Origin of the sequence: Streptomyces achromogenes, from assembly GCF_030816715.1 — a bacterium.
GTDB lineage: Bacteria > Actinomycetota > Actinomycetes > Streptomycetales > Streptomycetaceae > Streptomyces > Streptomyces achromogenes_A.
The window spans coordinates 8,298,022-8,323,915 of the sequence record NZ_JAUSYH010000001.1 but is presented as its reverse complement, the minus strand read 5'-3'; the positions used below and the strand labels follow the sequence as shown (position 1 = coordinate 8,323,915).

Annotated in this window: 17 protein-coding genes and 1 pseudogene; 5 read left to right on the top strand and 13 right to left on the bottom strand. The window is 72.4% G+C overall.

What is annotated here, in order from left to right:
• Positions 1-61 precede the first annotated feature (61 nt).
• The gene (locus QF032_RS36595) at positions 62-5,239 is read left to right on the top strand and encodes a family 43 glycosylhydrolase (protein ID WP_307059439.1); all 5,178 of its coding nucleotides are present in this window, start codon (positions 62-64) and stop codon (positions 5,237-5,239) included.
• Between the two features lie 92 nt (positions 5,240-5,331).
• Positions 5,332-6,903 carry a hypothetical protein gene (locus QF032_RS36590; protein WP_307059438.1) on the top strand — a complete coding sequence of 524 codons (1,572 nt, stop codon included), beginning with the start codon at positions 5,332-5,334 and terminating at the stop codon, positions 6,901-6,903.
• On the opposite strand, the gene QF032_RS36585 is transcribed toward QF032_RS36590, so the two are convergent.
• From QF032_RS36585 to QF032_RS36550, 8 genes and pseudogenes are all read right to left on the bottom strand, one after another.
• Positions 6,896-9,703: a DUF5682 family protein gene (locus tag QF032_RS36585; protein ID WP_307059436.1), complete on the bottom strand. Its 2,808-nt coding sequence runs from the start codon at positions 9,701-9,703 to the stop codon at positions 6,896-6,898. The two genes, QF032_RS36590 and QF032_RS36585, sit on opposite strands and share 8 nt — an antisense overlap.
• Positions 9,700-10,824: an ATP-binding protein gene (locus QF032_RS36580; RefSeq protein WP_307048660.1), complete on the bottom strand. Its 1,125-nt coding sequence runs from the start codon at positions 10,822-10,824 to the stop codon at positions 9,700-9,702. Before QF032_RS36580 ends, QF032_RS36585 begins: the two co-directional genes overlap by 4 nt.
• A 30-nt stretch (positions 10,825-10,854) precedes the next feature.
• Positions 10,855-12,303: a VWA domain-containing protein gene (locus QF032_RS36575; protein WP_307060511.1), complete on the bottom strand. Its 1,449-nt coding sequence runs from the start codon at positions 12,301-12,303 to the stop codon at positions 10,855-10,857.
• 8 nt (positions 12,304-12,311) lie between these two features.
• Complete coding sequence (locus QF032_RS36570; protein ID WP_307060510.1) at positions 12,312-13,652, bottom strand: hypothetical protein; 1,341 nt, start codon at positions 13,650-13,652, stop codon at positions 12,312-12,314.
• A gap of 90 nt (positions 13,653-13,742) precedes the next feature.
• A pseudogene (locus tag QF032_RS36565) lies at positions 13,743-14,213 on the bottom strand (hypothetical protein); the annotation flags it as partial.
• A gap of 543 nt (positions 14,214-14,756) precedes the next feature.
• Positions 14,757-15,113, bottom strand: a complete 357-nt coding sequence (locus tag QF032_RS36560) for a hypothetical protein (RefSeq protein ID WP_307048659.1) — start codon at positions 15,111-15,113, stop codon at positions 14,757-14,759.
• A gap of 24 nt (positions 15,114-15,137) precedes the next feature.
• Positions 15,138-15,743, bottom strand: coding sequence for a flavin reductase family protein (locus QF032_RS36555; RefSeq protein WP_307059434.1), 606 nt, complete (start codon positions 15,741-15,743; stop codon positions 15,138-15,140).
• Positions 15,744-15,840: 97 nt separating this feature from the next.
• Positions 15,841-16,632: an ANTAR domain-containing protein gene (locus tag QF032_RS36550; protein ID WP_307059432.1), complete on the bottom strand. Its 792-nt coding sequence runs from the start codon at positions 16,630-16,632 to the stop codon at positions 15,841-15,843.
• A gap of 126 nt (positions 16,633-16,758) precedes the next feature.
• Between QF032_RS36550 and QF032_RS36545 the strand changes: the two genes are divergently transcribed.
• Together QF032_RS36545 and QF032_RS36540 are read left to right on the top strand one after the other, a co-directional pair.
• Positions 16,759-17,079 (top strand): helix-turn-helix transcriptional regulator, encoded by a 321-nt coding sequence (locus QF032_RS36545; protein WP_307048655.1) that lies wholly within the window; start codon positions 16,759-16,761, stop codon positions 17,077-17,079.
• Positions 17,080-17,507: 428 nt separating this feature from the next.
• Positions 17,508-19,277, top strand: a complete 1,770-nt coding sequence (locus QF032_RS36540; protein WP_307059431.1) for a C40 family peptidase — start codon at positions 17,508-17,510, stop codon at positions 19,275-19,277.
• Between the two features lie 97 nt (positions 19,278-19,374).
• On the opposite strand, the gene QF032_RS36535 is transcribed toward QF032_RS36540, so the two are convergent.
• A complete protein-coding gene (locus tag QF032_RS36535; RefSeq protein ID WP_306946169.1) occupies positions 19,375-19,548 on the bottom strand; it encodes a hypothetical protein in 174 nt (57 codons plus the stop codon).
• A 224-nt stretch (positions 19,549-19,772) separates the two neighbouring features.
• Between QF032_RS36535 and QF032_RS36530 the strand changes: the two genes are divergently transcribed.
• A complete protein-coding gene (locus QF032_RS36530) occupies positions 19,773-20,408 on the top strand; it encodes a class I SAM-dependent methyltransferase (protein ID WP_307059430.1) in 636 nt (211 codons plus the stop codon).
• 19 nt (positions 20,409-20,427) lie between these two features.
• Here the strand turns inward: QF032_RS36530 and QF032_RS36525 are convergent, their stop codons facing one another.
• The 4 genes from QF032_RS36525 to QF032_RS36510 all read right to left on the bottom strand — a co-directional run bounded on the left by QF032_RS36525 (position 20,428) and on the right by QF032_RS36510 (position 25,727).
• Complete coding sequence (locus QF032_RS36525) at positions 20,428-21,000, bottom strand: phosphatase PAP2 family protein (protein ID WP_306946171.1); 573 nt, start codon at positions 20,998-21,000, stop codon at positions 20,428-20,430.
• Positions 20,993-22,384: a diacylglycerol/lipid kinase family protein gene (locus QF032_RS36520; protein ID WP_373430430.1), complete on the bottom strand. Its 1,392-nt coding sequence runs from the start codon at positions 22,382-22,384 to the stop codon at positions 20,993-20,995. Before QF032_RS36520 ends, QF032_RS36525 begins: the two co-directional genes overlap by 8 nt.
• A gap of 224 nt (positions 22,385-22,608) precedes the next feature.
• Entirely contained in the window at positions 22,609-24,669 is a 2,061-nt protein-coding gene (locus QF032_RS36515; RefSeq protein WP_444875866.1) for a DUF1996 domain-containing protein, read from the bottom strand.
• Between the two features lie 245 nt (positions 24,670-24,914).
• Positions 24,915-25,727, bottom strand: coding sequence for a hypothetical protein (locus tag QF032_RS36510; protein ID WP_373430429.1), 813 nt, complete (start codon positions 25,725-25,727; stop codon positions 24,915-24,917).
• Positions 25,728-25,894: the final 167 nt, after the last annotated feature.

Sequence of the window (25,894 nt, the reverse complement as noted above, 5' to 3'; positions counted from 1 at the left end):
CATGCACACCGTTTGACACTCCAGCAACATCACGTCACACGTTTGAAACGGCGGTCCGCCCATGGCGCACAGACATCGACTCCGAGGACGGGCAGGGCGCGGGGCGGGACGACTGGCCGCACTGACCGCCGTCTCCCTGATCGCGGGCCTGGCCGTGGCCACGACTCCGGTCCAGGCGACGGAGGCCGCCGATGTCACGGAGGGCCTGGCCCTCTGGTACAAGTTCGACGGCGCCTCCGGCACCACGGTCACCGACGCCTCCGGCCACGGACTGAACGGCACGGTCAACGGGACCGCCGACTTCTCCTCGTCCGGCCAGGGCCTCTCCTTCAACGGCTCGGACACCTACGTCAAGGTGCCGAACGACGTGATGAAGGGCATGACGTCGATCAGCGTCGCGATGGACGTGAAGATGGACGCGGCCCAGGCCACGCCGTACTTCCTCTACGGTTTCGGCAACACCAGCGGGGGCAACGGCAACGGTTACCTGTTCACCACGGGCAACTCCCTGCGCACCTCGATCGCGACCGGCAACTGGTCGACCGAGCAGAACACCAAGCCGGCCGACTCCCACAACCTGACGCGCGCCGTGTGGAAGCACCTCACCTACACCCAGTCCGGGACCACGGGCGTGCTGTACGAGGACGGCGTCGAGGTCGCCCGCAACACGTCGGTGACCATCACCCCCGGCGCGATCGGTTCGGGCACGACCACCGCCAACGCCATCGGCAAGTCCGTCTACTCGGGCGACCGACTGTTCAAGGGCAGCATGCGCGACTTCCGCGTGTACAACCGCGCACTGGACGCCGGCGAGGTCGAGCAGCTCTCCCTGCCCGTCGCCACCCAGGGCGTCGCGGACGACAAGGCCGCCCTGACGCTCGGCGACACGAGCGCCGTCACCGCCGATCTGACCCTGCCGAAGACCGGCCCGGCCGGCGGGTCCACGATCACCTGGTCCAGCGACCACACCGACGTGGTGACCGACGCGGGCAAGGTGACCCGGCCGGCCGCGGGCCAGCCCGACGGGCACGCCACGCTCACCGCGACGCTGAAGAAGGGCTCGGTCTCCGCCACCCGGACCTTCGACGTCACCGTCCTGCCGACCCTCGACGACAAGGCCGCCACCGAGCAGGCCGCCGAGGCCCTCACCGTCCACAACCTGGACGACGCCCGCGGCAACCTCACCCTTCCCGCGACGGGCGCGTTCGGCACCACCGTGACCTGGTCCTCCGCCGAGGAGGACGTCGTCTCCGCCGACGGCGTGGTGCACCGCCCCGCGCACGGCGCCGGCGCCACCACGGCCGACCTGACCGCGACCGTCGCCAAGGGCGACGCGAAGACGACCCGCACATTCACCGCGAAGGTCCCCGAACTCCCCGTGAAGGAAGCCCTCAAGGGCTACATGTTCAGCTACTTCACCGGCGAGGGCACCGCGGACGGCGAGCAGCTCTACGCGGCTCTCAGCAAGGGCAACGACCCGCTGAAGTGGCGTGAGCTGAACGACGGCAAGCCCGTCCTGACCTCCACGCTCGGTGAGAAGGGCCTGCGCGACCCGTTCATCATCCGCTCCCCCGAGGGCGACAAGTTCTACCAGATCGCCACCGACCTGAGGATCTACGGCAACGGCGACTGGGACCGCTCGCAGCGCTCCGGCAGCAAGTCCATCATGGTGTGGGAGTCCACCGACCTCGTGCACTGGACGAACCAGCGCCTGGTGAAGGTCTCCCCGGACAGCGCCGGCAACACCTGGGCGCCGGAGGCGTACTACGACTCCCAGCTCGGCCAGTACGTGGTGTTCTGGGCGTCGAAGCTGTACGACAACGCCTCGCACTCCGGCGACACCTACAACCGGATGATGTACGCCACCACCCGTGACTTCTACACCTTCAGCGAGCCCAAGGTCTGGATCGACCGCGGCTACTCGGTCATCGACTCCACGGTCATCCAGCACGACGGCACGTACTTCCGCCTGTCGAAGGACGAGCGCAACAACACCTCCTCCACCCCCAACAGCAAGTTCGTCTTCGAGGAGAAGAGCAACTCGCTGCTGAACCTCTCCTGGACCGCGGTCGCCGAGGGCATCGGCAAGGGCGCGATGAACGCGGCGGAGGGGCCGCTGGTGTTCAAGTCCAACACCGAGGAGAAGTGGTACGCCTTCCTCGACGAGTTCGGCGGCCGCGGCTACATCCCGTTCGAGACGAAGGACCTCGCCGGGGGCAACTGGACACCGTCCACCGGCTACGACCTGCCGTCGAAGCCGCGCCACGGAACGGTGCTGCCGGTCACCCAGGCCGAGTACGACCGGCTGCTGCGCGCCTACCAGCCGGACCAGATCGTCACCGGCGTCGAGGACGTGTCGGTGAAGACGCGGATCGGTGAGGCGCCGGTGCTGCCGGCCACCGTGATCGCCACGTACGCCGACGGCGCGAAGCGGCCCGTCACCGTCACCTGGGCGGACATCGACGCCTCGCAGTACGCGCAGGCCGGCTCGTTCGCGGTGAAGGGCGACCTGCCGGGCGACGCGGCGATCGAGGTCCACGCCGACGTCACGGTCTCCGCCGAGGGCCCGGACGTCCCCGCGGACCTGCTCCTGCACTACGGCTTCGACGAGAGCGGCGGCAACATCGTCCGTGACTCCAGCGGCCACGGCTTCCACGGCACCTACGTCCGTACGCCCGCCTTCGGGACCGGCGTCGACGGCGGCTCGTTCAAGATGTCCGGCGGCTCCAGCACCTCCGACTCGCCGTACGTGAAGATTCCGAACGGAGTGCTCAAGAACGTCGACAGCGTCACCGTCTCCACGTACGTCAAGTGGAAGGGCGGCGACAACTTCCAGTGGCTGTTCGGGCTCGGCCCCGACAGCAACAAGTACCTCTTCGCCACTCCCTCCAACGGCAGCGGCAAGCTGTTCTCCGCGATCACCAAGGCCACCTGGTCCGGTGAGAAGCAGATGATCGGCGGCGCGCAGCTCACGCCGGGCGAGTGGAAGCACCTCACCGTCACCCTGGACGGCGCGACCCAGACGGCGGTCCTCTACGTGGACGGCGCCGAAGTCGCCCGCGTGAACGGCGTCACCGTCAAGCCGTCCGAGCTGTACGACGCCGCGAAGGACGCCTCGGGCTACATCGGCAAGTCCCTGTACTCGCCGGACCCGTACTTCGCGGGCGAGGTCGACGACTTCCGGATCTACAACCGGGCCCTGACGCCCGCCGAGGTCCTGGAGCTCGCCGGCAACACCACCGGCATCGCGGCGGCGACCCACCCGGCTCTCAAGGTGGACGCGCTGATCAACGACAAGAACAGCACGATCGTCCTGCCGCTGACCGAGGGCAGCGACATCACCGCGCTGGCGCCGCAGTTCACCCTGGCCCACGGCGCGGGCATCACCCCGGCCTCCGGCGCCCTGCGCGACTTCACCAAGCCGCAGACCTACGAGGTGACCGGCTCCGACGGCAAGAAGCGCACCTGGACGGTGTCCGCGCTCATCATGAGGAGCCCGGTCCTGCCGGGGCTGAACGCCGACCCGAACATCGTCCGCTTCGGCGACACGTTCTACATGTACCCGACCACCGACGGCTTCGAGGGCTGGAGCGGCACGCAGTTCAAGGCATACTCCTCCACCGACCTGGTGCACTGGACGGACCACGGCGTCATCCTCGACCTCGGCCCCGACGTGAGCTGGGCGGACAGCAGGGCCTGGGCGCCCACCATCGCCGAGAAGAACGGTAAGTACTACTTCTACTTCTGCGCCGACGCCAACATCGGCGTCGCCGTCTCCGACTCCCCCACCGGCCCCTTCAAGGACGCCCTCGGCAAGCCGCTGCTGAAGGCGGGCCAGTTCCCCGGCCAGATGATCGACCCGGCGGCCTTCACCGACGACGACGGCCAGTCGTACCTGTACTTCGGCAACGGCCACGGGTACGTCGTCCCGCTGAACGCCGACATGACCTCGATCGACACCGCGAAGGTCGAGGACATCACCCCGAGCGGCTACAACGAGGGCGCCTTCGTCATCAAGCGCAAGGGCGTCTACTACTTCATGTGGTCGGAGAACGACACCCGCGACGAGAACTACCGGGTCGCCTACGCCACCGGAGACTCGCCCACCGGCCCGTGGACCAAGCAGGGCGTGATCCTGGAGAAGGACGCCTCCCAGGGCATCCTCGGGACCGGCCACCACTCGGTAGTGAACGTGCCCGGCACCGACGACTGGTACATCGCCTACCACCGGTTCGCGATCCCCGGCGGCGACGGCATGCACCGCGAGACCACCGTCGACAGGCTGGAGTTCGACGCCGACAAACTGATCAAGAAGGTCGTGCCCACGCTCACGAGCATCGACCCGGTCGGCGTCGTGCACGCCGGTCCGGACGCCAAGGGCGTGGAGGGCGACCGGATCGCCCTGAACGGCACGCTCTCCGGGGCGGGCAGCCCGAAGTGGACGGTCGAACAGGGCGCGCCCTGCACGGTCGCCGACCCGGCGGCCACCCGGACCACGGTCACCTGCACCGACAACGGCACGTTCACCCTCACCCTGACCGCCGGACGCAGCACCGACACGGCCGTGGTCGCCGTGACGAACGCGGCTCCCTCGATCACCTCCGCCACCGGACCCAAGTCCCCGGTGTCGGTCGGCCGGCCGGCGGTCGTCACCGTCAAGTTCGCCGACGCGGGCGCCCGTGACACGCACACCTGCGTGATCGACTGGAAGGACGGCAGCAGGCCGGCGAAGGGCGCCGTCACGGCGTCCGGCTGCCGGACCGAGCACACCTACACCTCGGCCGGTCTGCGCCGCCCGGTGATCACCGTCACCGACGACGACGGCGGCAAGGCCACCACGACGCTGCCCGAACTGGTCGTGTACGACCGGGCCGCCGGTCCGGCGGTGGGCGCGGGCCTGTCCGCGTCCCGAGGCAAGCCGAAGTTCTCCCTGTCGGCCGGCTACCTGCCGGGAGCCTCGGCCCCGGCCGGAGTGGTCACGCTCGACCTGCGGTCGCCTCTCACAAAGTTCCGGTCCGCTCACCTCGACTGGCTCGTCGTGACCGGCAACCGGGCCGTCCTGGAGGGCTCCGGCACGGTCAACGGCAAGAGCGGCTACCGCTTCCGTGTCACCGTCACGGACGGCCCGGACACCTTCCACATCAGGATCTGGAAGACGTCCGACGGGAAGGTCACCTACGACACCGGCATCATGACGAGGGTCGCCGGCGTCGTGACGGTCGGACTGCGGCACCGCTAGAGAAACGCCTGGCACGTCGTCGTGCCGGACGGTTAGGGTCATGGGCCCCCTGCCACCGCAGGGGGCCCATGCCTTTGCAGGGGGACCCTCACATGCGCACGCCCGACGAGATCTGGGCCGCGGCCGATCTGCCGACCCGGCGACTGGCCGGACTCGCGCTCAATCCGTCCACGCCCATCGACCTGCTGCTGCGGCTGCTGGCGGACGCGCCGCTCGCGGTACGGATGGTGCTGTGCGGGGACCGGGTCCTGCCCGACGCCGTCGTGGACGCCGTCGTCGAGCATCCCGACGCGTACACGCGCAGCTTCTTCGCCCGCAACCCCCATGCCGACCCGCGCACACGGGCCCGCCTGCTGACGGACCCGGACTGGATCGTCCGCGGCCACCTCGCCGAGGGGCCACGGGTGACCCGTCCCGACGACGTCGCACCGCTGCCCGACGACGCAGTCGTGTACATGATCACCACCTATGAGAACGAGCTCCTCGGCGGCTCCTTCTACCGGCAGATATCCGCCGGGTTGCAACGGGCCATGCCCACACACCCGGTGGCGAAGGTCCGTCTCTGGGGAACCGGCCAGTGGAGCTCCCTCCCCGCCCGGACGAGGGCCGCCCTGCTGGCCGACCCCGACGACGAGGTGCGGGAGAGAGCCGAGCGCAACGCGCGGGAGGAGGATCCGGCGTGGGTGGAGAGCGTCCTGCCTCCGCACTCCTGCCACGGCCGCACGGACGCCCTGCTCCACCGCGCGCTCAGCAGAGCCGTGGTGGACGGCGTCCTCACCGCGCCGGCCGGCCCCGACGACCGGTGGATGATCGCGAGGAACCCCAGTCTTCCGCCCGACGTCGTGGCCCTGCTGTCCTGCGACGCGGATCCGGAGGTCCGGCGGGAGGTCGCGAGCCGACGGGACCTCGGGTCCGCCGAACGCCGCGCCCTCGTCGAGGACCCCGACCCCGCGGTACGCCGGACGATCGCCCGGCACCCCGACCTCGGCCCCGACGAGCGCGCCGCCCTCGCCGCGGACGCCGATGCCCGCGTCCGCCTGTCCGTCTCCGTCCACCCCGCCTGGAGCGAGCGGGAACGGTCCGCCATCGACTACCAGGTCTCCCAGCACGGCGACTTCGGCTTCCACCCCTGCTTCGCGACGCCGCGGGACGCCGAGGCCGTCCGCCGGGACGCGCTCTCCGGCCACCCGCTGCTCCGACGGGCCGCCGCGAAGGAGCGCACGCTGCCTTCGGACCTGGTCGCCCTGCTGGCCGCCGACGACGACCTCGGCGTCCGGGTGCTGCTGGCCCAGAACCACCCGAACCCCCCGGCGGGCCTGCTGCTGCGCTGCTTCCTCGAGTACGCAGGCGACGAACGCGAGCGTCTCCTGACGCGGCCGGGCTTCCCGAGCGAGGGCCTCGCCGTGCACGCCGACGACGCGGACCCGGCCGTCCGCCGCCTGGCCGCCCGCGATCCCGAGACCGCCGCGCACACCGTGGAGCGGCTCACCCGGGACCCCGACCCGGCCGTGCGGGCCGCCTTCGCCCGCCACCCGAACCTCCCCGGGCCCCGGCTGACGCAGCTCCTCGACGACGAGGAGCTGGTCCACCATGCCGCCGCCAACCCGGCGTTGGCCGTCTCCGCCATCCGCGCTCTGGTGACGTCGTCCCTGCCTCTCAGGTGACGGCCAGCAGCGCCTCCAGCGCGGCGGCGGTGACCGGGTGGCGGCCGAGGAGGACCGCTCCGGACGGGTCGGGCCCCGCGGTCTCCCACTCCCCGTCACAGCCCAGCAGGTCCGCCAGGGCGTCACAGGCCGCCGGGTGGGCGGCCAGGAGCGGCACGCCGCCGCCCGCGGCCTCCTCGCCGGCCCGCGGACGCACACCGGCCGGTTCCTGCGGCAGCCGCCACGGCGGCACCCAGGCGTCCAGTTCCGGCAGCCGGGCGGGGAAGACCCGGCCGGCCTCGCGGATCAGCAGTGGCGCCAGCTCGGCTCCGCCGGCGCGCAGTGTGGTGATGAGCGTCGGCAGCCAGGGCAGCAGCACCCGGTCGGGGAGGCGGGCGAACGCGTTCGACACGGCCTCGACGACGAAGTCGGCCAGGCCCGGCACCGGTTCCAGGGCGTGCACGAACCCGCTGAGGTAGCGGGGGTAGGCGGGGACCACCAGCGGGTTGCCGAGCAGCTCGTCGCAGCGCGCCCGCAGTCGCGGCCTCGGCAGTGTGCCCAGGTGGGTCTGCGCCGCCCACAGCAGTGCGGTGCGCGCGGGCTCCGTCGGGTGGGACTGGGCGAGGGCCAGTTCCAGCTGGGCGCGGTCGCAGCCGAGGGACAGCGCGAGGCTCTCCATGCCGAACAGGAAGCCCAGCATGGCGGCGACCTGTCGGACGGTCGCGTCCTCGTCGGTGAACGCCGTCGGCAGCAGGGTGCAGTAGTGCGCGTATCCCGTCGTGACGAAGGACTCGATCCAGGGCGGCAGGACCGGTTCGGCGGTGCGGTGGTACGCCAGCAGCCGGCGGACGCGGCGCAGCACCTCCGGCGCCCCGTCGACGGAGCGTTCGTGGGCCAGCACCTCCAGGGCGCGGGTGCCCAGTTCGTCGGCGAGGCGGCGGCTGCGCAGGTGGAGCGTGGCGTCCTCGACGGCCTCGAGGACCTGGGCGGCGGTGGCCTGCGGGGCGTACGCGGCACGGCGCAGCCGCTGTTCGAGGACCTGCTCGATGCTGACGCCCTCGTAGCCGAGTTCGATGAGGGCGCGCTGATGGGTGCCCAGCGCCAGGTCCCAGGACTCCTGGAGGGAGCGCTCGCCGAGCCGCCGTTCGCCCATGATCGGCCGGGCGGCGCCCGGCGGCAGCAGCCGGCGCAGCATCCACAGCAGGTCGGAGCAGTGCGCCAGGTCCGGCTGGGAGGCGATGTCGAGCAGGGCGCGCTGCACTCCGCGCTGCTCGAGCCTGAGGTTCAGCGGGGCGAGCCGGTCGTGCACGTCGCGGGCGAGCGGTGGCAGCGCGTCGTAGCCGACCTGGCCGAGGCGGTCGCCGCCCATCATGATCTCGACGAGCCGGCCGACGTCCCGCCGGCCCGGCACGGCGTCCTTCTCGATGCAGGTGACCGCCGCGTCCTGGAAGTCGTACGGGGTGGGCTTGGCGCGGTCGCGCATCCCGGCGAGCATGATGGACGTCTCGAAGACGGCGATGGCGTCGGCGGTGGAGGCGAGGTAGCCGTTGCGGCGGGCGGCCCGCACGATCTCCACCGACCAGCCGAGCAGTTCGGCCTCGTCGAGGGCGTCGAGGGCGGGCGGGCGCCGGAGGAATCCGCTGAGCCGGTCGGCGGGCGGGGGTGCGGGTTCCAGGGCGGCGGGCAGGGCCTTCTTCGGCTGCGTGGTCCTCCTGGTGGTCTTCTTCGTGCCCGCCTGGCCGTCCAGGCGGTAGGGGCGGACGCCGGTGCGCCGGACGTTCTTCGCCCATTCGGCCGCGGCGATGGACACCGAGCCCGCCGCGAGGCCGAACTGCGCCTCGATCGCCGCATGGCTGGAGGGGATGAGGCCGTGCCGCCATCGGGTGCCGCTGGGCGGGCTGATGACGAAGCCGTCGCTGCCGTGCACGCCGAACTCGGCGACGCGGCTGGCCGCGTGGAAGGCGCCGCAGACGTAGAGGCAGTCGGCGGGGTCGGCGCCGGTGACGGCCAGGTGCTCGCGCATCCGCGTCCACATGTACCGTTCGCGGTCCTCGTCGACCCGCACCTTCCCGGGGTCGCCGGGGGCGAGGCGCCGGAAGAGGCTGCCGATGAGCAGCATCACCTGGCGGTAGGTGTCGTGGTCGCTGTCGCCGAGGGGCAGTTCCACGTACTGGTGCCACCACTCCGACCAGTGCCGCACCCGGCCGTGACGCAGCAGGTGCTCCTCCAGTTCGGCGAAGCGCGGGCGCAGGTCGCCGATCTCCACGCCGACGGCGTCACCGTGCAGGGCGCTCTGCTCCGGTGTCTCGGGCCCCTCGGCGCCGGCCTCGGCCAGGGGGACGGCGCCGGAGTCGGTCTCCCACTGGAAGACGTGGTCGGAGGAGCGGTCGACGAGGACCAGTTCGACGCCCGGCGTGTCGAGCGCGTAGGCGATGGCCTGGTACTCGGCGGAGGCCTCGGTGACCGGCGCGACCACCGACAGCGGCGACCAGTCGGCGGGGAACCCCTCGATCTCGGTGGCGAACGACTGCACCGCCACCGGCAGCCGGCAGTTGCGCAACTCGGTGAGGAGCGGCGCCATGTCCTCGCACAGCTCGAGGTAGACGACCTTCGGCTGCTTCTCGCGCAGCCGGCGCGCCATGGCGATCGCCGAGGCCGGCGAGTGGTGGCAGACCGGGAAGATCTCCAGCGGCTCGTGCACGGCGCGCTCGACGTCGTCGACGATGCCCCGCAGGATGCCCTCCAGGGCTCCGGGGCCGTCGGCGAACGCCGTGGCGGCCTCGTGCAGTTGACCGCGCAGCGCGTCGAAGGCGCCGCTCATGACAGGGTCGCGATGGCGTCGCGGCCGCCCTCGAGGAACTCGGGCCAGGAGCCGCCCTGCTCCTTGCTGCGCGGTTCGACGACGCCATGCAGGTACTTGTTGAGGATGGCGAGGTCCTCGGGCGCGCGCCGGGCCAGCGAACCGACGAGGGAGGAGGCGAGGGTGCGGGCGGTGAGGGCGCGCTCGCCGAAGAAGTTGCTGTGCAGGACGGCGTCCTCGAGGACGCCGATCTGTTCGGCGGTGGACAGGGCGGACTCCAGCTTCTCGTCGTCGCTGCCGGCGGCGGCCGAGGAGGCGCGCAGGTCGGCGAAGCTCTGCAGCAGCACGTCGAGCAGGGTCGGCGGGACGTCCAGCTCGATGCGGTGGCGGCGCAGCAGCTCCTCGGTGCGGAAGCGGACGATCTCCGCCTCGCTCTTCTTGTTGGTGACGACGGGGATGCGGACGAAGTTGAAGCGGCGCTTGAGCGCCGAGGACAGGTCGTTGACGCCGCGGTCGCGGCTGTTGGCGGTGGCGATGACGGAGAAGCCGGGCTTGGCGAACACGATGTTGTCGCTGTCCCGGTCGCTGCCCAGCTCCGGGACGGAGATGTACTTCTCGGAGAGGATCGAGATCAGCGCGTCCTGGACGTCGCTGGTGGAGCGGGTGAGCTCTTCGAAGCGGCCGATCGCGCCGGTCTCCATGGCGGTCATGATCGGCGAGGGGATCATCGACTCCCTCGACTGACCCTTGGCGATGACCATGGAGACGTTCCACGAGTACTTGATGTGGTCCTCGGTGGTGCCCGCGGTGCCCTGCACGACCAGGGTGGAGTTGCGGGAGATCGCGGCCGACAGCAGCTCGGCCAGCCAGCTCTTCCCGGTGCCCGGGTCGCCGATGAGGAGCAGGCCGCGGTCGGAGGCGAGGGTGACGATGGAGCGCTCGACGAAGCTGCGGTCGCCGAACCACTTCTGGGCGATCTCCCGGTCGAGGCCGTCGGCGCGCTCGGAGCCGAGGACGAACAGCCGGACCATCTTCGGCGAGAGCCGCCAGGAGAACGGCTTGGGGTTGTCGTCGATCGACTCCAGCCAGTCGAGTTCCTCGGCGTACTTGAGTTCGGCGGGGGCGCGCAGCAGGTCGGTCATCGTCAGGCCTTTCGGAACGAAGGGGGCGGGTCAGGTGAGGAACGTCTTGAGCTCGTGGACGAGCTTGTCGATGCGGCCGGAGATCACGGGTGTGCCGAGCGCCTTGAACCGCTCCCGGAACCAGGGGTTGACCTCTTGCCGGCCGAAGCTGGTGACCGAGCCGACGGGGATGAACTTGACGCCGGAGCGGTGGACTTCCTCGATGCCCTCGAACAGGGGCTGGGAGCGGTCGAACTCGTAGAAGTCCGAGATCCACACCATGACGGTGTTCTTGGGCTCGGCGATCTTCGGACGGGCCATGGCCATGGCGACCGGGCCGTCGTTCCCGCCGCCGAGCTTGGTGCGCAGCAGCACCTCGAACGGCTCACGGACCCAGGGGGTGAGGTCGATCGCGCGGGTGTCGTACGCGATCAGGTGCACCTCGACCCTGGGCAGCCCGGCGAAGATCGACGCCAGGATGGTGCAGTTGACCATGGAGTCGAGCATCGAGCCCGACTGGTCCACGACGACGACGAGCCGCTGCGGTGTCGTTCTGCGGGCGGTGTGCCGGTAGTAGAGGCGGTCGACGTAGAGGCGTTCCTCTTCGGGGCTGTAGTTGGTGAGGTTCTTCCAGACGGTCCGGTCGAGGTCGAGGTTGCGGTACACGCGCTTGGGCGGCACCGAGCGGTCGATCGCGCCGGCCGTGGACTTCTCCACCTGGGTGCGCAGCACGTCGGCGACCTCGTCGACGAAACAGCGGATGAGCGCCTTGGCGTTGGCCAGAGCGACGCCGGAGAGGTTGTTCTTGTCGCGGAGCAGTTGCTCGATGAGCGACATGCTCGGGGTGAGCCGCGCTGCCAGGACGGGGTCGGCGAGCACTTCGCGCAGATGCATGCGCTGCACCAGGTCTGCTTCCACGTCGGCCAGTTCCGCACCGATGCCGGGGACGAGGCCGCCGGCGGCGGGGCCCCGGCCTCCGCGCAGCTCGCCCGGGCGGCATCCGAGGGCGCGCTCCAGCCAGCCGGCGTCACTCTGCCAGCGTGACAGCTGCTCGGCGCTGACGGCTCCGGCGCCCGTCGCGAAGACGTTCAGCAGCACCTTGGACACGAGCGCGGCCCGCCGCACCTCGTCGGCACGGTCGCGTCCGTCGTCACCGCCGTCTCCGTCTCGGTCTCCGGCTTCGGCCCCGACCTCGGCTTCGGCTTCGGCTTCGGCTTCGGCTTCGGCTTCGGGGACCATCAACCCGTCGAATTCCGCCGCGAGTTCCGGGTGACGCTGGACGAGGGAGTCCACGGAGGACCGCGGGTCCAGCAGGGCGGCCGGCAGGCCGCTGTCCTCGACGACGGCGAGACTCGCGGACTCCAGGGCGATCTGCTCCTCGGAGTCGAAGAGCCGGGCCAGCAGCCGCCAGTAGAGCACCTGCCGGCGGTTGTCGTCGGGGATCGGGGAAACCTCGGGGCTCTCGGGGTCCGCAGTCGTCGCGGGGACCGGTTCCAGCATGTCGTCGCTCATTTCCGCAGCAGCCTTCCCGCCCGTTCGCGCAGGACGGTCACGGCGTCGGTGGCGGCCTTCTCGGCCCGAGCGCCGGCCTTGTCGGCCGTGCCGCCGGCCCACGCGCCCGCGTGCAGGGCGACGGCCTTCCTGCGCACGGTGGTCTCGACGGCCAGCGGCTGAAGACGCAGGCCCCCGTCGTCCCAGCGGAGCAGGCCCACGCAGGCGCGGGAGCCGGCGACGGCCTCGGGGGTGAGCGGTCCCGCGGCCGGAATGCGGTCGGTGTCGACGGGAAGGTCGCGGCCGGCCACGGTGAAGGTGAGGACGTCGCCCTCCTGCCGCCGGTCGTAGCCCTCCAGGAACACCGGCTCGGCGATGCGCGCGGGATGGCGGTTCAGAGGTGCGGTGAGCGGCGCGAGGGCGGTCGGCAGGACGACCCGCGCGGTGGCGAGGGCGTCGGCGGGGTCGCCCGGACGGGCCAGGGCGTCGTCCCAGAGGAGGTCGCCCTCTTCGGTGAGAGGCATGGCGTCGAGTTCCATCGACCGGCCTTCGCCGAGGGCGGTGAGCAGCGAGAGGTGCGGCCGCAGCAGCTGCCAGACGCCGGCCGCGACGACGGTGTCCGGCTTCGGCGCCGAGACGCTCGCGCGGACCAGCCGCGGCGCGCTGCCGTCGGCCGGTTCGAGGACCGCGTGGACCTGGGCCTGTGCGGCGGTGGCGTGTTCCTGGAGGTCGACGCCGAGCGGCAGGAGCCGCCCGGTGGCGGTGCCGGACACGGGGGTGTCGGCCGCGCCGGGGACGGTCAGCAGCAGGGCGCGGGACCACAGGTCGGCCCAGCGGCGCTCCGGGACGTGCGCCAGGGCGGCGCCGGGGCAGGAGGCGGCGAGTTCGGCGGCGAATCCGTCGAGCAGCGTGGCCGACCGGCGCAGTCCGGGTTCCGGCAGCATGGCCGAGACGATCGGGGCGGCTCCGCCGGCCAGTTCGTGGTCTATGCCCTGCCAGCCGGTGCGGGCCAGGTCCGCGAGCCAGGTGCGCGCCGCCGCCAGCAGGTTCACCGTCGTGCGCGGGCCGGCGGCCACGGGCGTCGGCTCCTCGCGCAAGCGGCCGCTCAGCTCGTCGGCGCTCACGACGAGGGCGTCGTGCACGGAGCCGAGCAGGGCGGTGCGGGCGGCCGCGAGGGCGACGAGGTGGTCCTCGCTCGCGGAGCCCGCCGCGGCCTTCTCGGCCGCCTCCGCCACGCGGGCGGCCAGCGGGCTGCCGGCGACCGCGCGGGCGAGGGCGCCGAGTCCGCCGACCCGGTCCGGGCGGGGGCGCAGCAGACCGGCGGCGAGCGTGTGGTCGAAGGCGTCGACCGCGGCCAGCGCCTCGTCGAGTCCCTCGACGGGTGCGGCGGTACGGCCGGTTCGGGCCTCCTGCGCGGCGTCGGGCCCGTGCCCGGTCGCTGCCGGGGCGGCCTGCGCGCGGGTCGGCGGGAACCACTGCAGTTCCGGCAGCGGCACGGTGACCGGGGCGAGTTCGAGATAGGCCAGGTGGCGCAGGAACCGGCTGAAGACGGCGGCGGCCGTCGCCTTGCCGTCCGCCTGGGGCGGGCGGGCGCCGGTCATCGCGACGGTGAGGGCGCCGGCTTCGGCCTCCGGGCCGGCGGGCTCCACGCGCAGGTAGCGGGCGACGCGGTCGACGCCGTACTGCAGCACGGCCTCGGTGATCAGGGCACGGATGTGGTGGCAGAACGAGCCGCGCGCGCCGCCGCAGGGGCGGTTGTTGTTGGTGCTGCACGCGAAGGCGTAGGTGCCGGCGGCGACCGACGAGACGTACACCCGCTCGATGTCCGAGCCGCTGGAGACGACGCCCTGAAGGCGTCCGTCGGCCAGTTCGACGAAGGGGACCTTGGCGAGTTTGCGCGGCCGGGCGGGCGGCACCACCCGGGCCGTGCTCGCCCTCTCCCAGTTCTCCCGGTCCGAGAACACACCATCTCCTTTGCGGCACGCGGCTGCACACGCCGACTCGGCGCAGCACAAGGGGGGCCGTCGCACCCGAGCGGTGCGACACCCACGAACTTAGCGGCGGCCACTGACAACGCCCTGCGCGACCGGATGCCGGCCGGCGCGGACCGGCTCCGGGCGACCCGGCCCGTCCGGGACGCCCGGCTCAACCGGGAGGACCGGGAGGACCGGGAGGACCGGGAGGACCGGGAGGACCGGGAGGACCGGGAGGACCGGGAGGACCGGGAGGACCGGGACGTCGTGATCACATTTCGGGGTCCTCGGGGTCCTCGCGGTGAGGACAGGGGCACGCCGACGTCACGGCCGCGTCGACGGGAACCTCGGGAATCCCGGCACCGGGGCTTCGCCCATCCGGGCTTCCCCATCCGGGCTTCAGCCGGGGCTTCCGGGCCGCCCGCAGGCTGTCCCCGCACGCGTGGCGCGTCGCACGGATCGCGAGGGAACCGCCGGCCATCGGCCGGCTCAGGAAACGGGGCGGCTGCGGCCGTACTTCCACGTGCAGGCCACGAGCGTCAGCCCGGCGACCGTCGCCGCCGCGGCCACCGTCCCGCGCGAACCGCGGGCGAGCACCGCACCGGTGGAACGGGCGCTCAGCACCGAGCCCGCACTGAGCCAGGAGCCGACGGAGACGACGGACAGGGCGGAGCCTACGGACCCCACGGACAGGAAACCGCCGACAGAGGCGACGGACAGGGAACTGCCCACCGAGCCGACGGAGAGGAAGGAGTTGACGGAGCCGATCGACAACGCCGAGTTCCTCGACCACAGCGAACACCAGGAGCCGTCGGCCCCGCGGCCCTTCGTCACCCGTCTCGTCATGCGGCGATCATAGGGGCGTACCGGTCAGGACGGCGGCCGGTCGCGGTAGGCGATGCGCGCCAGGTCGTGGATTTCGCCGACCGTTCCCCACTCGTTGCCGCCCAGCCTCGAGAGGGGCCGCAGCCGGCGGATGTCGGGGCGGCCGTCGACGACGACGCCCTCGTGTACGGCGGCGTGCACGACCTCCCCGAGGACCAGCGTGCAGTCGCCGACGACGACGGTGGAGTGCAGGCGGCACTCCAGGGCCACGGGCGAGTCCGCCACGCGGGGCGGCCGCACGCGCAGGGAGGCCTCCTGCTCGATACCGACCGCGTCGAACTCGCCCTCGTGCGCGGGGAAGTCGGTGGCGGTGGCGTTGATCTGCCCGAGGAGCTTCTCGGGTGCGAAATTGACGACGAACTCGCCGGTGGCCTCGACGTTGCGCAGCGAGTCCTTCCGTCCGACGGACGTGAACTGGACGATCGGCGGGTCGGTGCAGGCCACCGTGAAGAACGAGTGCGGGGCGAGGTTGGCGGTGCCGTCCGCCGCGAGGGTCGACACCCAGGCGATCGGCCGGGGTACGACGACGGCGGTGAGCAGCCGGTAGAAGGCGCCCGCGCCCAGGGCTTCGGGATCATGGTCGACGCGCATGTCAGCCATTTCTACCCGAGAACGTTCCGGACAGTGGAACCGGCCGCGGCGACCACCACGGCGACGGCCGCAGCGCCTCGGCGAGCGCACCCCTCCCCTACGACCTGACTTCGGCCACCGCCGCGGTCACCGCTTCCGGCAGGGCGCCCGGCGACGGCTTCTCCTGGACGGCGCCGACCAGGTCCCGGGCGAGGCCCCGTACCGTGCCGTCGGTGTTCCGGGCGGCCAGGACGAGGACCCGCCAGGCCTCGTCGGCGCTCAGACCGAAGGACGCCATGAGGACGCCGCGGGCCAGGTCGATCACCGGGCGGGTCCGCGCCGCGCGCCGCAGTCGCACGAGTTCGATGCGCAGGTGGGGCGGAGGGCTCCCGTCGAATGCTTCGCCCGCCGGGCCGGCTGGGCGCACGCCGCCAGAAGTACGCCCGGCCCCCCGGCCCGTGACGCCTTCGGCGGTGCTGTCGGCAGAGGCACGGGGGGCGCCGCCGGGACCGCGGGCGGCCCCGAACAGTGACCCCGTGCCGGTCAGCGTCAACAGCCGTTCCATCGCCGGGCCGACCGAGCGCAGGACGACCGTCCTGCCCTGCCGCAGACCTTCCTCGCGCACACCGAGCAGCACGTTCAGGGCGGAGCAGTCACAGAAAACGACCCCGTCCAGCTCCAGGTCGATCCCGTCCTCCGACGCCTCGAGTGCGGCGCCCAGGGCGCGTCCGAGGGGCCCGACCGAGTCGAGGTCGAGCTCGCCCCGTACCGCCACGACGACCCGCTCCCCGTCGGTACGGACCGTGATGTCAGGCCCGGGCGTCGCCCGGACGAGGCGCGCGTCGCGGGACTCCGCACCCGTGTTCGCGTCCCCGCCTGCGGCATCCGCGTCGTATACCGGTTCCGGCATGACCGCCTCCCTCGGTCACTTCACATGTCACCTCAAGACTCACCCTCCGACCGTCATACGTCAACAGATACACGAAATGAAGTTCCGGCCTTTGTGTTCATGAAAGCTCGGACATAACATGACCTCATGGAGGGAGTACCCGAGCCACACAGCGGATGGACGTTTCTGACCAACCACGCCCGCGTACTGGCGGTCATCGCGGACAACCACAGCGCCCGCATCCGGGACATCGCCGCGCACTGCCGGCTCACCGAGCGTGCGGTCCAGAAGATCATCGCCGACCTGGAACAGGACGGCTATCTGTCCCACACGAAGGAAGGGCGCAGCAACATCTACCGGATCGAGCCGGGCCGGCTGCTGCGCCATCCCGCCGAAGCGGGACTGAGCGTGGCGGCCCTGCTGTCACTGCTGGCCCAGGACGAGGCGGGCCGCGCCCGGCGTCCGTGAGCCGGGAGGCCGTGAGCCGGGAGGCCGTGAGCCGGGAGGCCGTGAGCCGGGAGGCCGTGAGCCGGGAGGCCGTGAGCCGGGAGGCCGTGAGCCGGGAGGCCGTGAGGCCGGGAGGCCGTGAGGCCGGGAGTCACGAGGGGGATCGGCCCGCTTCTCGTGACCGACAGGGGTCGGCCGCACACAGCCGGACACCAGGATGCGCCACGACGTCGGCACGACGGTGGGCCACCACGGACACGAGACGAAGGTCACGAATACGTATCGGACATTTAACACCTCAATCTTCACACCAGGCACACAAGTTGGCTAAGTTGACGCCCAGGCCGTTCGACTGCCTTTCGGGGCAGGGGGCTTGGGTCACCCGCAACAGGGGTCGCCCGGATTCCGCCGGGAACACACCGGCGGAGCACGGAAGGAGAACGTCTTCCATGGCGACGGATCGCAGCCCTCGGTCCCCAGGCGGCGGCAACGAGCCGAGCCGGGCAGAGATCCAGCAGCGGGTCAGCTCGCTGTACGACCGGGCCGAGACCGACACGGGCACCTACAACGCCACGCGCGCCATGTCGAACCTCTCGCGCCGCAAGGTCGGCTCCGTCGCCAACAGCGGCCGCGGATCGGCCGATCCGTCACTCGAGGCGGTGGCCAAGCAGTGGTTCGACGTCGCCCGCGACAAGATCGGTCCCACCACTCCCGCGGTACTGCCGGCCGATCGCCGACCGCCCCGTCCGGCCAGGCCCGGGCCCTCCGCGGACAGTGCGACGATCCGCGAGCTCGAAGCGGCCGCGAGACGGATCCCGGAACTCACCGCACCCGCCGCGGCCGCCTCGCCCGCGGCGATCGAGGCGCGTCGCAGCGAGCCCAGGGCCCTGGAGGCCGCCGCACCGGCCGCGCTCACCGCACCCCTGCCCGCCCTCCCCGCGCCGGCCGCGCTCCCCGCCGCTCCCGCCTCCGCCGCCTCGCCCGCCGCCGCCCCCGCCGACCGGCAGGCCTCGCTCAGGAGCACCAAGGAACAGATCGGGCGCAAACTCGCCACGGCCCGTGAGGTGCTGGCCCGGGCCGTCGCCCAGCCCACGCCCTCCCAGCAGCCCGCGCTCACCGCGTTCATCCCCGCACAGTCCACGTCCTCACCCTCGATGCAGTCCCTGCCCACGGCGACCGCGCCGACGGGCTATCCGTCCGCCGTCGGACTGCCTCAGCAGCCGGCCGGCCCGCAGCCGGTCCAGCAGCCCTGGGACACCGCGGAACAGCAGGCGTTCCGTGCGGAGATCAGCGCCGCGTGGGCGGGAAAGTCCGCCGTCGCTCCCGCCGTCGCTCCGGCCGTCGCACCGTCGGCCGGGCCGGAAAGCCTCCTCGACACGGGCGGGTTCTCGTTCGCCGCACCGGCGCCGGCGTTCTCGGCATCCGACATCGCCCTGGTGGAACCGACATCCGACCACGGCGTCGCGGAACTCGGCGTCGGCGCACCGTCGTTCGGTCACCCGATACCCGGTCTCGGCGCCGCCGCGCCGGAGTCGGGCTACGCGACCTCCCCGACGGACGCGGTCGCACCGGGCTACCTCATGGACGAACTGGGGACGTTCACACCGCCCGCCGGTTACGCGTACCCGGAACTTCCGGTCACCGCATCCGAGTTCGGCTACGCCGCGGTCGGCTCCGCGCCCGCCCCGGCCTATCCCACGTCCGGACTCGGCCTCCCGGCGCCCACGCCGGACGCGCTGACCGCCCATCACGGCTACCAGACCTCCCCCGGCCCCACCGCGCCCGTGCCCCCGCTTCCCGAGCCCGTCCGGCCCACCGCACCGGCCGACGTCACCGTCAGCGCGACCGGGACGGCCTACCTGGGGAAGGCGGACAAGGCGCTCGCCTTCGCCCGTGCCCAGACCGGACGCCCCTGTGTGTGGGGAGCCACCGGGCCGGAGTCCTACGACTGCTCCAGCCTCACCCAGGCCGCCTGGAAGGCCGCCGGGGTGAGCCTGCCGCGGGCCGCCATCGACCAGGCCAAGGCCTTCACCCGGATCAGCCTGGCCGACCTGCGCGCCGGCGACCTCGTCTTCTTCTTCGACGACCTCAGTCATGTGGGCCTGTGCACGGGGAACGGCATGATGATCCACGCCCCGGGTCCGGGCGCCGCCATCCGCGAAGAGGCGATCCTTCCCTACGGGGAGGGCGCGCTGCGCGGCGCCGTCCGCCCCGCCTGAGGCCGGCCTCCGAGAGCGTCCGCGGCACGCGTCGCATGCCCGAAGAGGCCCCGAAGAGGCGCGGAGACCGGCCGCCGCGAGGTGAGCCGCCGGCCTCTCAGTGCACGGCGGGACGGGTGCGCGCCTGTGCCCGTCTGGCGTTGTTGTAGGCACGCAGAAGGAGTTTGGAGACGGCACACCGCGCTCCGTCGTAGTGACACTGACGGCACGTACGGGCATGCTCCTCGTACGCGGCGCGGGTCTCCTGCAGGGCGTCCTCGGGTGAGGTCATGGGGTCCTCCGAACGAAACGACGGTCCGCGGCAACCAGGGCTACTCACCAGTAGCTTCCGCGTCAAGAGGATTGGATCATGTTACTTACGGTAGTGGAAAACATGATTCCGGCCCGTTTCGGGAAGTCTTTCCGCTCACCTGGCGTGAACCCATCCGTGCGAAACGCCTGGGGCGTGTTTCTCCACACGCCCTCGGCGCCCGCACACCACGACGAGGAGCCGACGTGACGAGCGAGGACGACGGACAGCACGCGGCGCGGGTGTTCGACGCACTGGGGCCCGCGTACGAGAAGGCGTTCGCGCACTCGCAGGCGCACCGCAGATCCCTGGACCGGCTGCTCGGACGGCTCACACCGGGCAGCGACGTGCTGGACGTGGGCAGCGGAACCGGACGGCCCACGGCGGCCGTCCTGGCGGCCGCGGGCCATCGCGTGCTCGGCGTCGACGTCTCCCCCGTCATGGTCGACCTCGCCACGCGCCAGGTGCCGAACGCCACGTTCCGGTGCGTGGACGTACGCCGGCTCCCGCTGCGGGAGCGCTCCTTGAACGCCGTCTGCGCGTACTTCTCCCTGCTGCAGATGGAACGCGCGCAGCAGGCCGAACTCATCGGCCGACTGGCGCGGGCGCTGCTGCCTGGCGGCAGCCTCGCCCTGGCGACCGTGCCGGTGGACGTGGAGGGGGTCGACGCCGTCTTCATGGGGCAGCCGGTGCGGGTCACCAGCTACGGCCGGGACGGCCTCGTCGACGTCGTCACCGCCGCCGGCCTCACGGTGCTGGACGAGGAGAGCGTCCTGTTCACCCCCGACCACCCCGAGGCCGGCCCCGAGCCCCATCTGTTCCTGGACTGCGGCAAGCCGTAGGCCCGTCCGCCGCCGGCGTTCAGTTGCTGGAGCGGGCGGCGAGGGCGAGGACCAGTGCGGCGGCACCCGTGCCGAGGACCGCGCCGGCCACCACATCGCCCGGATAGTGCACACCGGTGTGGACCCTCGAGTAGCCCACCGCACAGGCCAGCACGCCGAGCGGGACCGCCGAGACCGGCAGCGTCGGGCCGACGGCGGCCGCGAAGGCGACGGCCGAGGCGGTGTGTCCGGACGGGAACGACGCCGAGTGCGGCATCGGCACATGCCGGCCCGGGTACGGCGAGTCCTCCGCGCGATGCGGCCGGGGACGGCGCACGAGCTGCTTGCCGAGCAGGTTGGCACTGGCGGAGGCGACGCCGATGGCCGCGACGCCGAGCACCGCGGCGCGGCGCGGGCGGCCGCCGCGCAGGGCGAGCGCGGCGGCGACCGCGAAGGAGAGCTTGGAGTGGTCGGCGGCCGCGGACAGCCGGCGCAGCGCGGTGTCCAGGGTGGGCGTCCTGGTCACGGTGACCGCCTCGTACAGGGCCTGGTCCAGGGTGGCGAGGTCACCGACCAGTCGCCGGGCGGTCAGCTTCGCTGGGCGGTCAGACATCGTAGGCCTCCTTGATCGTGCGGGGGTCGGGATGGCCGAGTGCGAGACGGGCGACGCGCCGCCAGTCGACCGTGGGGGGCGCGTAGGCCGCGCCCGGGCGGTGCCGCGGCACCCGGACCCGCAGCGCGGCGGGCCGTACCGTGCACACCACGGGAATGTCGAGTTCGAGGGCCTCGCCGTCGACGGCCACCGCGATGCGCTCGCGGTCGGCCTCGACGACGACGCGCTTGGAGGTCACCGAGGTGATGCTGCCCGCGCGCTCGCCGAGCAGGGCGAGTTCGGCGGCCTGCGCCGCGCTCTCCACCCGCACGCCGATCACCCCGAGGAGCCCGGAGTCCAGCCGGGGGCGACGGCCGCCGCCCAACGGGTCCGCGCGGGCGTACGCGTTGTTGCTGACCAGCAGCGCCTGCGGCGCGTGCACCGCGGTGTCGTCCGTGCGCACGGCCAGCACCGGGCCGGAGGCGCCCTGCAACAGGTCGGGCAGGTGGTCGAGGGCCGTGGCGGCCTTGGCGTCGCGGTAGTCGGGACTCTGCACTATTTCCGCGTACGCCCCGAACGAGACGGTGTTGACGAAGGGCCGTCCGCTGACGTCACCGAGGTCCACGCGCAGTTCGACGCCGCTCGTGAGGGCGTCGAGGCTGCGCACCGGGTCGGTGCGGTCGAGGCCGAGGTCCATGGCGAAGTGGTTGCGGGTGCCGGCGGCGACCACCAGGAACGGCACGTCGAGTTCGGCGGCCACGCCCGCGACCAGTGCCTGGGTGCCGTCGCCGCCCGCGACGCCGAGCAGGTCCGCGCCCTCGGCGACGGCCCGACGGGCCTCGGCCGCCGGGTCGACGTACCCGTCGTCGACGCCGAGCAGGATCACCCGCGCCCCGAGCGCCTCGGCGCGCGCCGCGAGGTCGTGCTTGACGACCTTGCCGCCTCCCGAGCGCACGTTCATGATCAGGACGGGTCGGCGCGGCGGCGGGGTCCTGCGGCCGTGGGTGCCCTTGGGACGGCGCACGCTGCGCAGGGCGGCCCGGGCCGAGGCCAGCGCCCCCGCCCACAGCGCGAGCGCGCCCACCGCCACCGGCCACAGCCCCGACGTCGCGTACAGCACCAGCACGCCCACGGGTGCGGTCACCGCCAGCAGACCGCCGAGCAGCCGGGGCCCGCCCCGGTGCGCCAGCATCCACCACACGCCCGCCGCGGCCAGCGCGAGCAGGGCGAACCCGGCGAGCAGCACCAGCCAGCCGCCGGACCCGGCCCCGGCCATGACGACCGCCACGCACGCGGCCACCAGCGCCAGGGCGAGCCGCGCCCAGCTTCGCGCGCGGGCGACGGCGTCCTGCTGCGCCGGGCCGACGTGCGGCAGCGCCCACTTCGATCTGCCTGTTCCGTTCACCGTGCGCCCGCCATGTTCGGAGGCTCCTTGTCGTGCGTCGACAGCACCAACGATCTCGATCAATTGTCCATGGCGCTGAGCCCCGTCGTGACCGCGCCCCCGGGACGGGGGAGCCGGGTCGGCGTTCGGGCCGCCTCGCGGGGGCCTCGCCCCGGCGAGACATACGACCGGGGGCCCGTCGCCGATGCGACGGGCCCCTGGTCGTGCCGACCGGACTCAGCAGCTCAGTTGCGCCGGGCGCCCCGGCGCAGGACGACGAAGCCGCCGATCACCAGGAGGGCGCCGAGCGCCCCGGGCCACAGATGGGCGCCGGTCTCGGCGAGGCCGCCCTGAACCGCCTGCTGCTCGGTGCCGCCGGTGCCGCCAGTGCCGGTACCCGTGTCGGCCGGAGGCTGGACCTGGGACTGCGACTGCGACTGCGCCGGAGCGGACGCGCTCGGCGGAGCGGTCGCGGGGGCGCCGATCTCGCCGCCCGAGCCTGCCGGAGGCGCCGCGGTGGCCGCCTTCGCCGACGGCTTCGCGTCGACGCGGGGCTGGTTCCTGGCCGGCGCCTCGGGAGCGGGCTCACCGGCGGACGGCTGTGCGCCCTGACCGGCTCCGTCGTCGTTTCCGGAACCGTTGCCGCCGGCGTTACCTGCGTCGTCGCCACCGGCGTTACCGGAACCGTTGCCGCCGTTGTCGTCGCCGTTCCCGTTGCCGCCGTTGTTCTCGCCGGTGCCGGTGTCTCCGTTGCCGCCGTTGTTCTCGCCGGTGCCGGTGTCTCCGTTGCCGCCGTTGTTCTCGCCGGTGCCGGTGTCTCCGTTGCCGCCGCCGTTCTGGCCGGCTCCGCACTGGCGGCCGCCGTTGATGCAGTCGACCATCTCCCGCATCAGGGACTCGTCGAAGACGTTGATGAAGTCGCCGTGGTCGGTGACCGCCTTGTGCAGCTGTTCCGGGAAGGAGTCCACCGCGAACAGCGGAGTCGTCCTGCCGCCGTCCTGCAGGCTCGGCGCGTCGACGTCGTACACGATGCGCTGCACCAGCTGCGGCACGGCCTCGAAACCGGCCGGGCAGGAGCCGTCGGCGCCGGCGAACGCCACATGGGTGCGGTGGTTGGCGCTGTCGATGTTGGAGCCGTCCCAGCAGCTCTGGAACCGGAAGGTGCGCACCACGTCGCTGCCGGACGGGCAGAGCGGGTACTTGTCCTTGAGCTGCCGGTCCTCGAACCCGGTGCAGCTCCACGACGCGTTGGCGTTGGCCGTGCCGTTGACGAAGGCCTTCGCGTCGCCGGTGATGATGCGCAGCAGCCGCGGCATGGCCGTGACCTTGGATCGCGGGTTGCCGACGAAGGTCAGCGTGACGTCCTTCGGGGTGATGATCTTGCCCGCGTTGCCCTCGACGCCGCCGCCCGGGCTCTGCGCGTCCTGCTCCTGGGCGCCGTTCTGCAGGCGCAGCACGGGCCAGTAGTAGGTCGACTTGTCGCCCTGGTCCACGCAGCTCGTCTCGGCCCTGGCCAGGTCGTCGTCGGAGGCGAAGGCAGTGTTCGACTGGTTGCCGACGTAGTCGTGGAAGTGGTGGGCGCCGTTGCTGACGCCCGGCGCCACGATCACGTTGTCCGAGTTGAAGAGGCCGCCTGCGTTGACGCCGCAACTGGTGACGAAGACGCCGCGGGAGGGGCCGGAGCGGGGGTCGGGGGTCTGCCGGGCCGGCTGGACGGAGGTGATGTCCGCGAAGTCGGCGGCGACCGGACCGTTCCCGGCCTGACCGCCGTTGCCCTGCCGGCCCTGCCCGTCCTGCTGGCCGCCGCCCTGGCCCTGACCGCCTTGGCCCTTGCCGTCCTGGCCTTGGTCGCCCTGGTCCTGGCCGTCCTGCCGGCCGTCGCCCCGGTTCTCGTCGCCCTTGCCGTCGGCGCCCTCGTCCGCCTGGTCGTCGGAGGCGCGCAGGGTGCAGGAGGCGAGGGACTCGAGGCCCTCCGGGCGGTCGCCGACCCGGTCGATGGCGACCGCGATCCGCTCGATCGTCGCGCCGCGCTTCTCCTTGAGCGGGTTCATCACCGCGTTGTCGGCGAAGCCCGCGTCCTCGCGCACGGACTGCGCCGACTGCTGGAGCTGCCGGTAGGCCGCGGCGACCTGCTCGTCGAGCACGGCGAGTTCGCGGTCGACCTCCGCGGAGGCCTGGTCCGGGACGGTCGTCAGTTTGGCGCCCACGTCCGGGCAGTCGATGGTGACGGCGCTGTTGCCGCCCTTGCGTACGGAGTTGCCCTCGGTGCCGTCCTCGGTCGCCGAGGCATAGACGTTCGCCGCCATCAGCCCGCCGCCGCCGAGGATGAGCGCCATCGCGGCGAAGCTGGCCCGCCGTCCGCCCGTCGGTCGTCTGCGCCTGTTCTGTGCCAAGGAGTGCTCCTACGCGTCGTCGGCGGCCACGGACATGAAATCCCCCGGCCTCATACGCTGCCGGACGCCGATGTGTTCAACCGCACGGCGAATTCACAGCAAGATCTCAGGCAAGCCGCGTCTCCCGCGCCTCACCGCGCACGGGGCGCCGCCGGCCGTCATCCCGCCGGAGCATCCGCGAGGCCGGGCCGCCGAGCCTGCCGCCTGCGGTCCGCACGCAGTTGCAGCAGACCCATGACGACGGCGGCGGCCACGGCGATCAGGTGCTCGCGGCCGGCGAGGTTGGGCTTGGCTATCGACTCCCACACCATCGAACCGCCGGTGAGCGTGAACACGACGGGCGCGCGGCGGACGACGGACAGATAGGTGAAGAGCCCGACGACCGCGGCGGACGGTCCGGTGTCGAGCACCTGTCCGGCCTCCGGCGGCAGTCCGAGGCCCCACGGGCCGGGTCCGATCGCCAGCATCACCCGCACGGTGAGGGTGCCGGCCAGGGTGGAGGCATAGGCGATCAGCAGGGTCCGGCGACGTCCGAGGGCCAGCTCCGCCAAGGCGAAGGCGAGGAACAACTGGGTGATGCCGGCCCACACCGGCAGGTCGAGGGCCGGGACGTACAGGGAGACCGGGGTGCGCAGCAGGGCCAGCCACAGAGGCAGGTCGCCCTGGACCCCTCCGAGCAGACGCACCGCCACCGCGCCCACGGGGTGCTGGGCGATGCCGTGGAAGAAGATCACGCCCACGCAGGCGACGACCGCCAGCAGCAGCGCGGCGGGCCCGCGCCGGACGAGCTGCCGCACGGGGTCGACGACGATGCCGTGCCACTCGCCCCGCAACGTGCGGCCGGCGAATGCGGCAGCCCGGCGGAGCGGGTTGGCGGGCGGCTTCGTCGCGGTGCTGTCGGCGCGAGGCTCGCCACCGGCGCGGCCCTCGTGAGGCCAATCCACTTCCGGGCGCAGGCGCAGCATGCTCATGGTCTCCCCAACCACTCGTCGCACGGGGTGTGTGCGAGTCCCGCCCTGAGAGACGCACAGAGCGGGCGGCAGGATCACTCGGCGGGCCGGCCTTGACTCCCGGTCACCCGGCCATCACCCACCCCCGTGTGACACGGGTGGGTTACTGTCACGGCTGTGGAACGCAC

Coding starts and splice junctions, on each gene's coding strand:
- QF032_RS36560 (WP_307048659.1), bottom strand. CDS start 15,113: ATGACGAGACGGGTGACGAAGGGCCGCGGGGCCGACGGCTCCTGGTGT.
- QF032_RS36595 (WP_307059439.1), top strand. CDS start 62: ATGGCGCACAGACATCGACTCCGAGGACGGGCAGGGCGCGGGGCGGGA.
- QF032_RS36575 (WP_307060511.1), bottom strand. CDS start 12,303: ATGCTGGAACCGGTCCCCGCGACGACTGCGGACCCCGAGAGCCCCGAG.
- QF032_RS36550 (WP_307059432.1), bottom strand. CDS start 16,632: ATGCCGGAACCGGTATACGACGCGGATGCCGCAGGCGGGGACGCGAAC.
- QF032_RS36590 (WP_307059438.1), top strand. CDS start 5,332: ATGCGCACGCCCGACGAGATCTGGGCCGCGGCCGATCTGCCGACCCGG.
- QF032_RS36580 (WP_307048660.1), bottom strand. CDS start 10,824: ATGACCGACCTGCTGCGCGCCCCCGCCGAACTCAAGTACGCCGAGGAA.
- QF032_RS36545 (WP_307048655.1), top strand. CDS start 16,759: ATGGAGGGAGTACCCGAGCCACACAGCGGATGGACGTTTCTGACCAAC.
- QF032_RS36585 (WP_307059436.1), bottom strand. CDS start 9,703: ATGAGCGGCGCCTTCGACGCGCTGCGCGGTCAACTGCACGAGGCCGCC.
- QF032_RS36510 (WP_373430429.1), bottom strand. CDS start 25,727: ATGAGCATGCTGCGCCTGCGCCCGGAAGTGGATTGGCCTCACGAGGGC.
- QF032_RS36525 (WP_306946171.1), bottom strand. CDS start 21,000: ATGTCTGACCGCCCAGCGAAGCTGACCGCCCGGCGACTGGTCGGTGAC.
- QF032_RS36515 (WP_444875866.1), bottom strand. CDS start 24,669: ATGGCGGCGAACGTCTATGCCTCGGCGACCGAGGACGGCACCGAGGGC.
- QF032_RS36535 (WP_306946169.1), bottom strand. CDS start 19,548: ATGACCTCACCCGAGGACGCCCTGCAGGAGACCCGCGCCGCGTACGAG.
- QF032_RS36540 (WP_307059431.1), top strand. CDS start 17,508: ATGGCGACGGATCGCAGCCCTCGGTCCCCAGGCGGCGGCAACGAGCCG.
- QF032_RS36555 (WP_307059434.1), bottom strand. CDS start 15,743: ATGCGCGTCGACCATGATCCCGAAGCCCTGGGCGCGGGCGCCTTCTAC.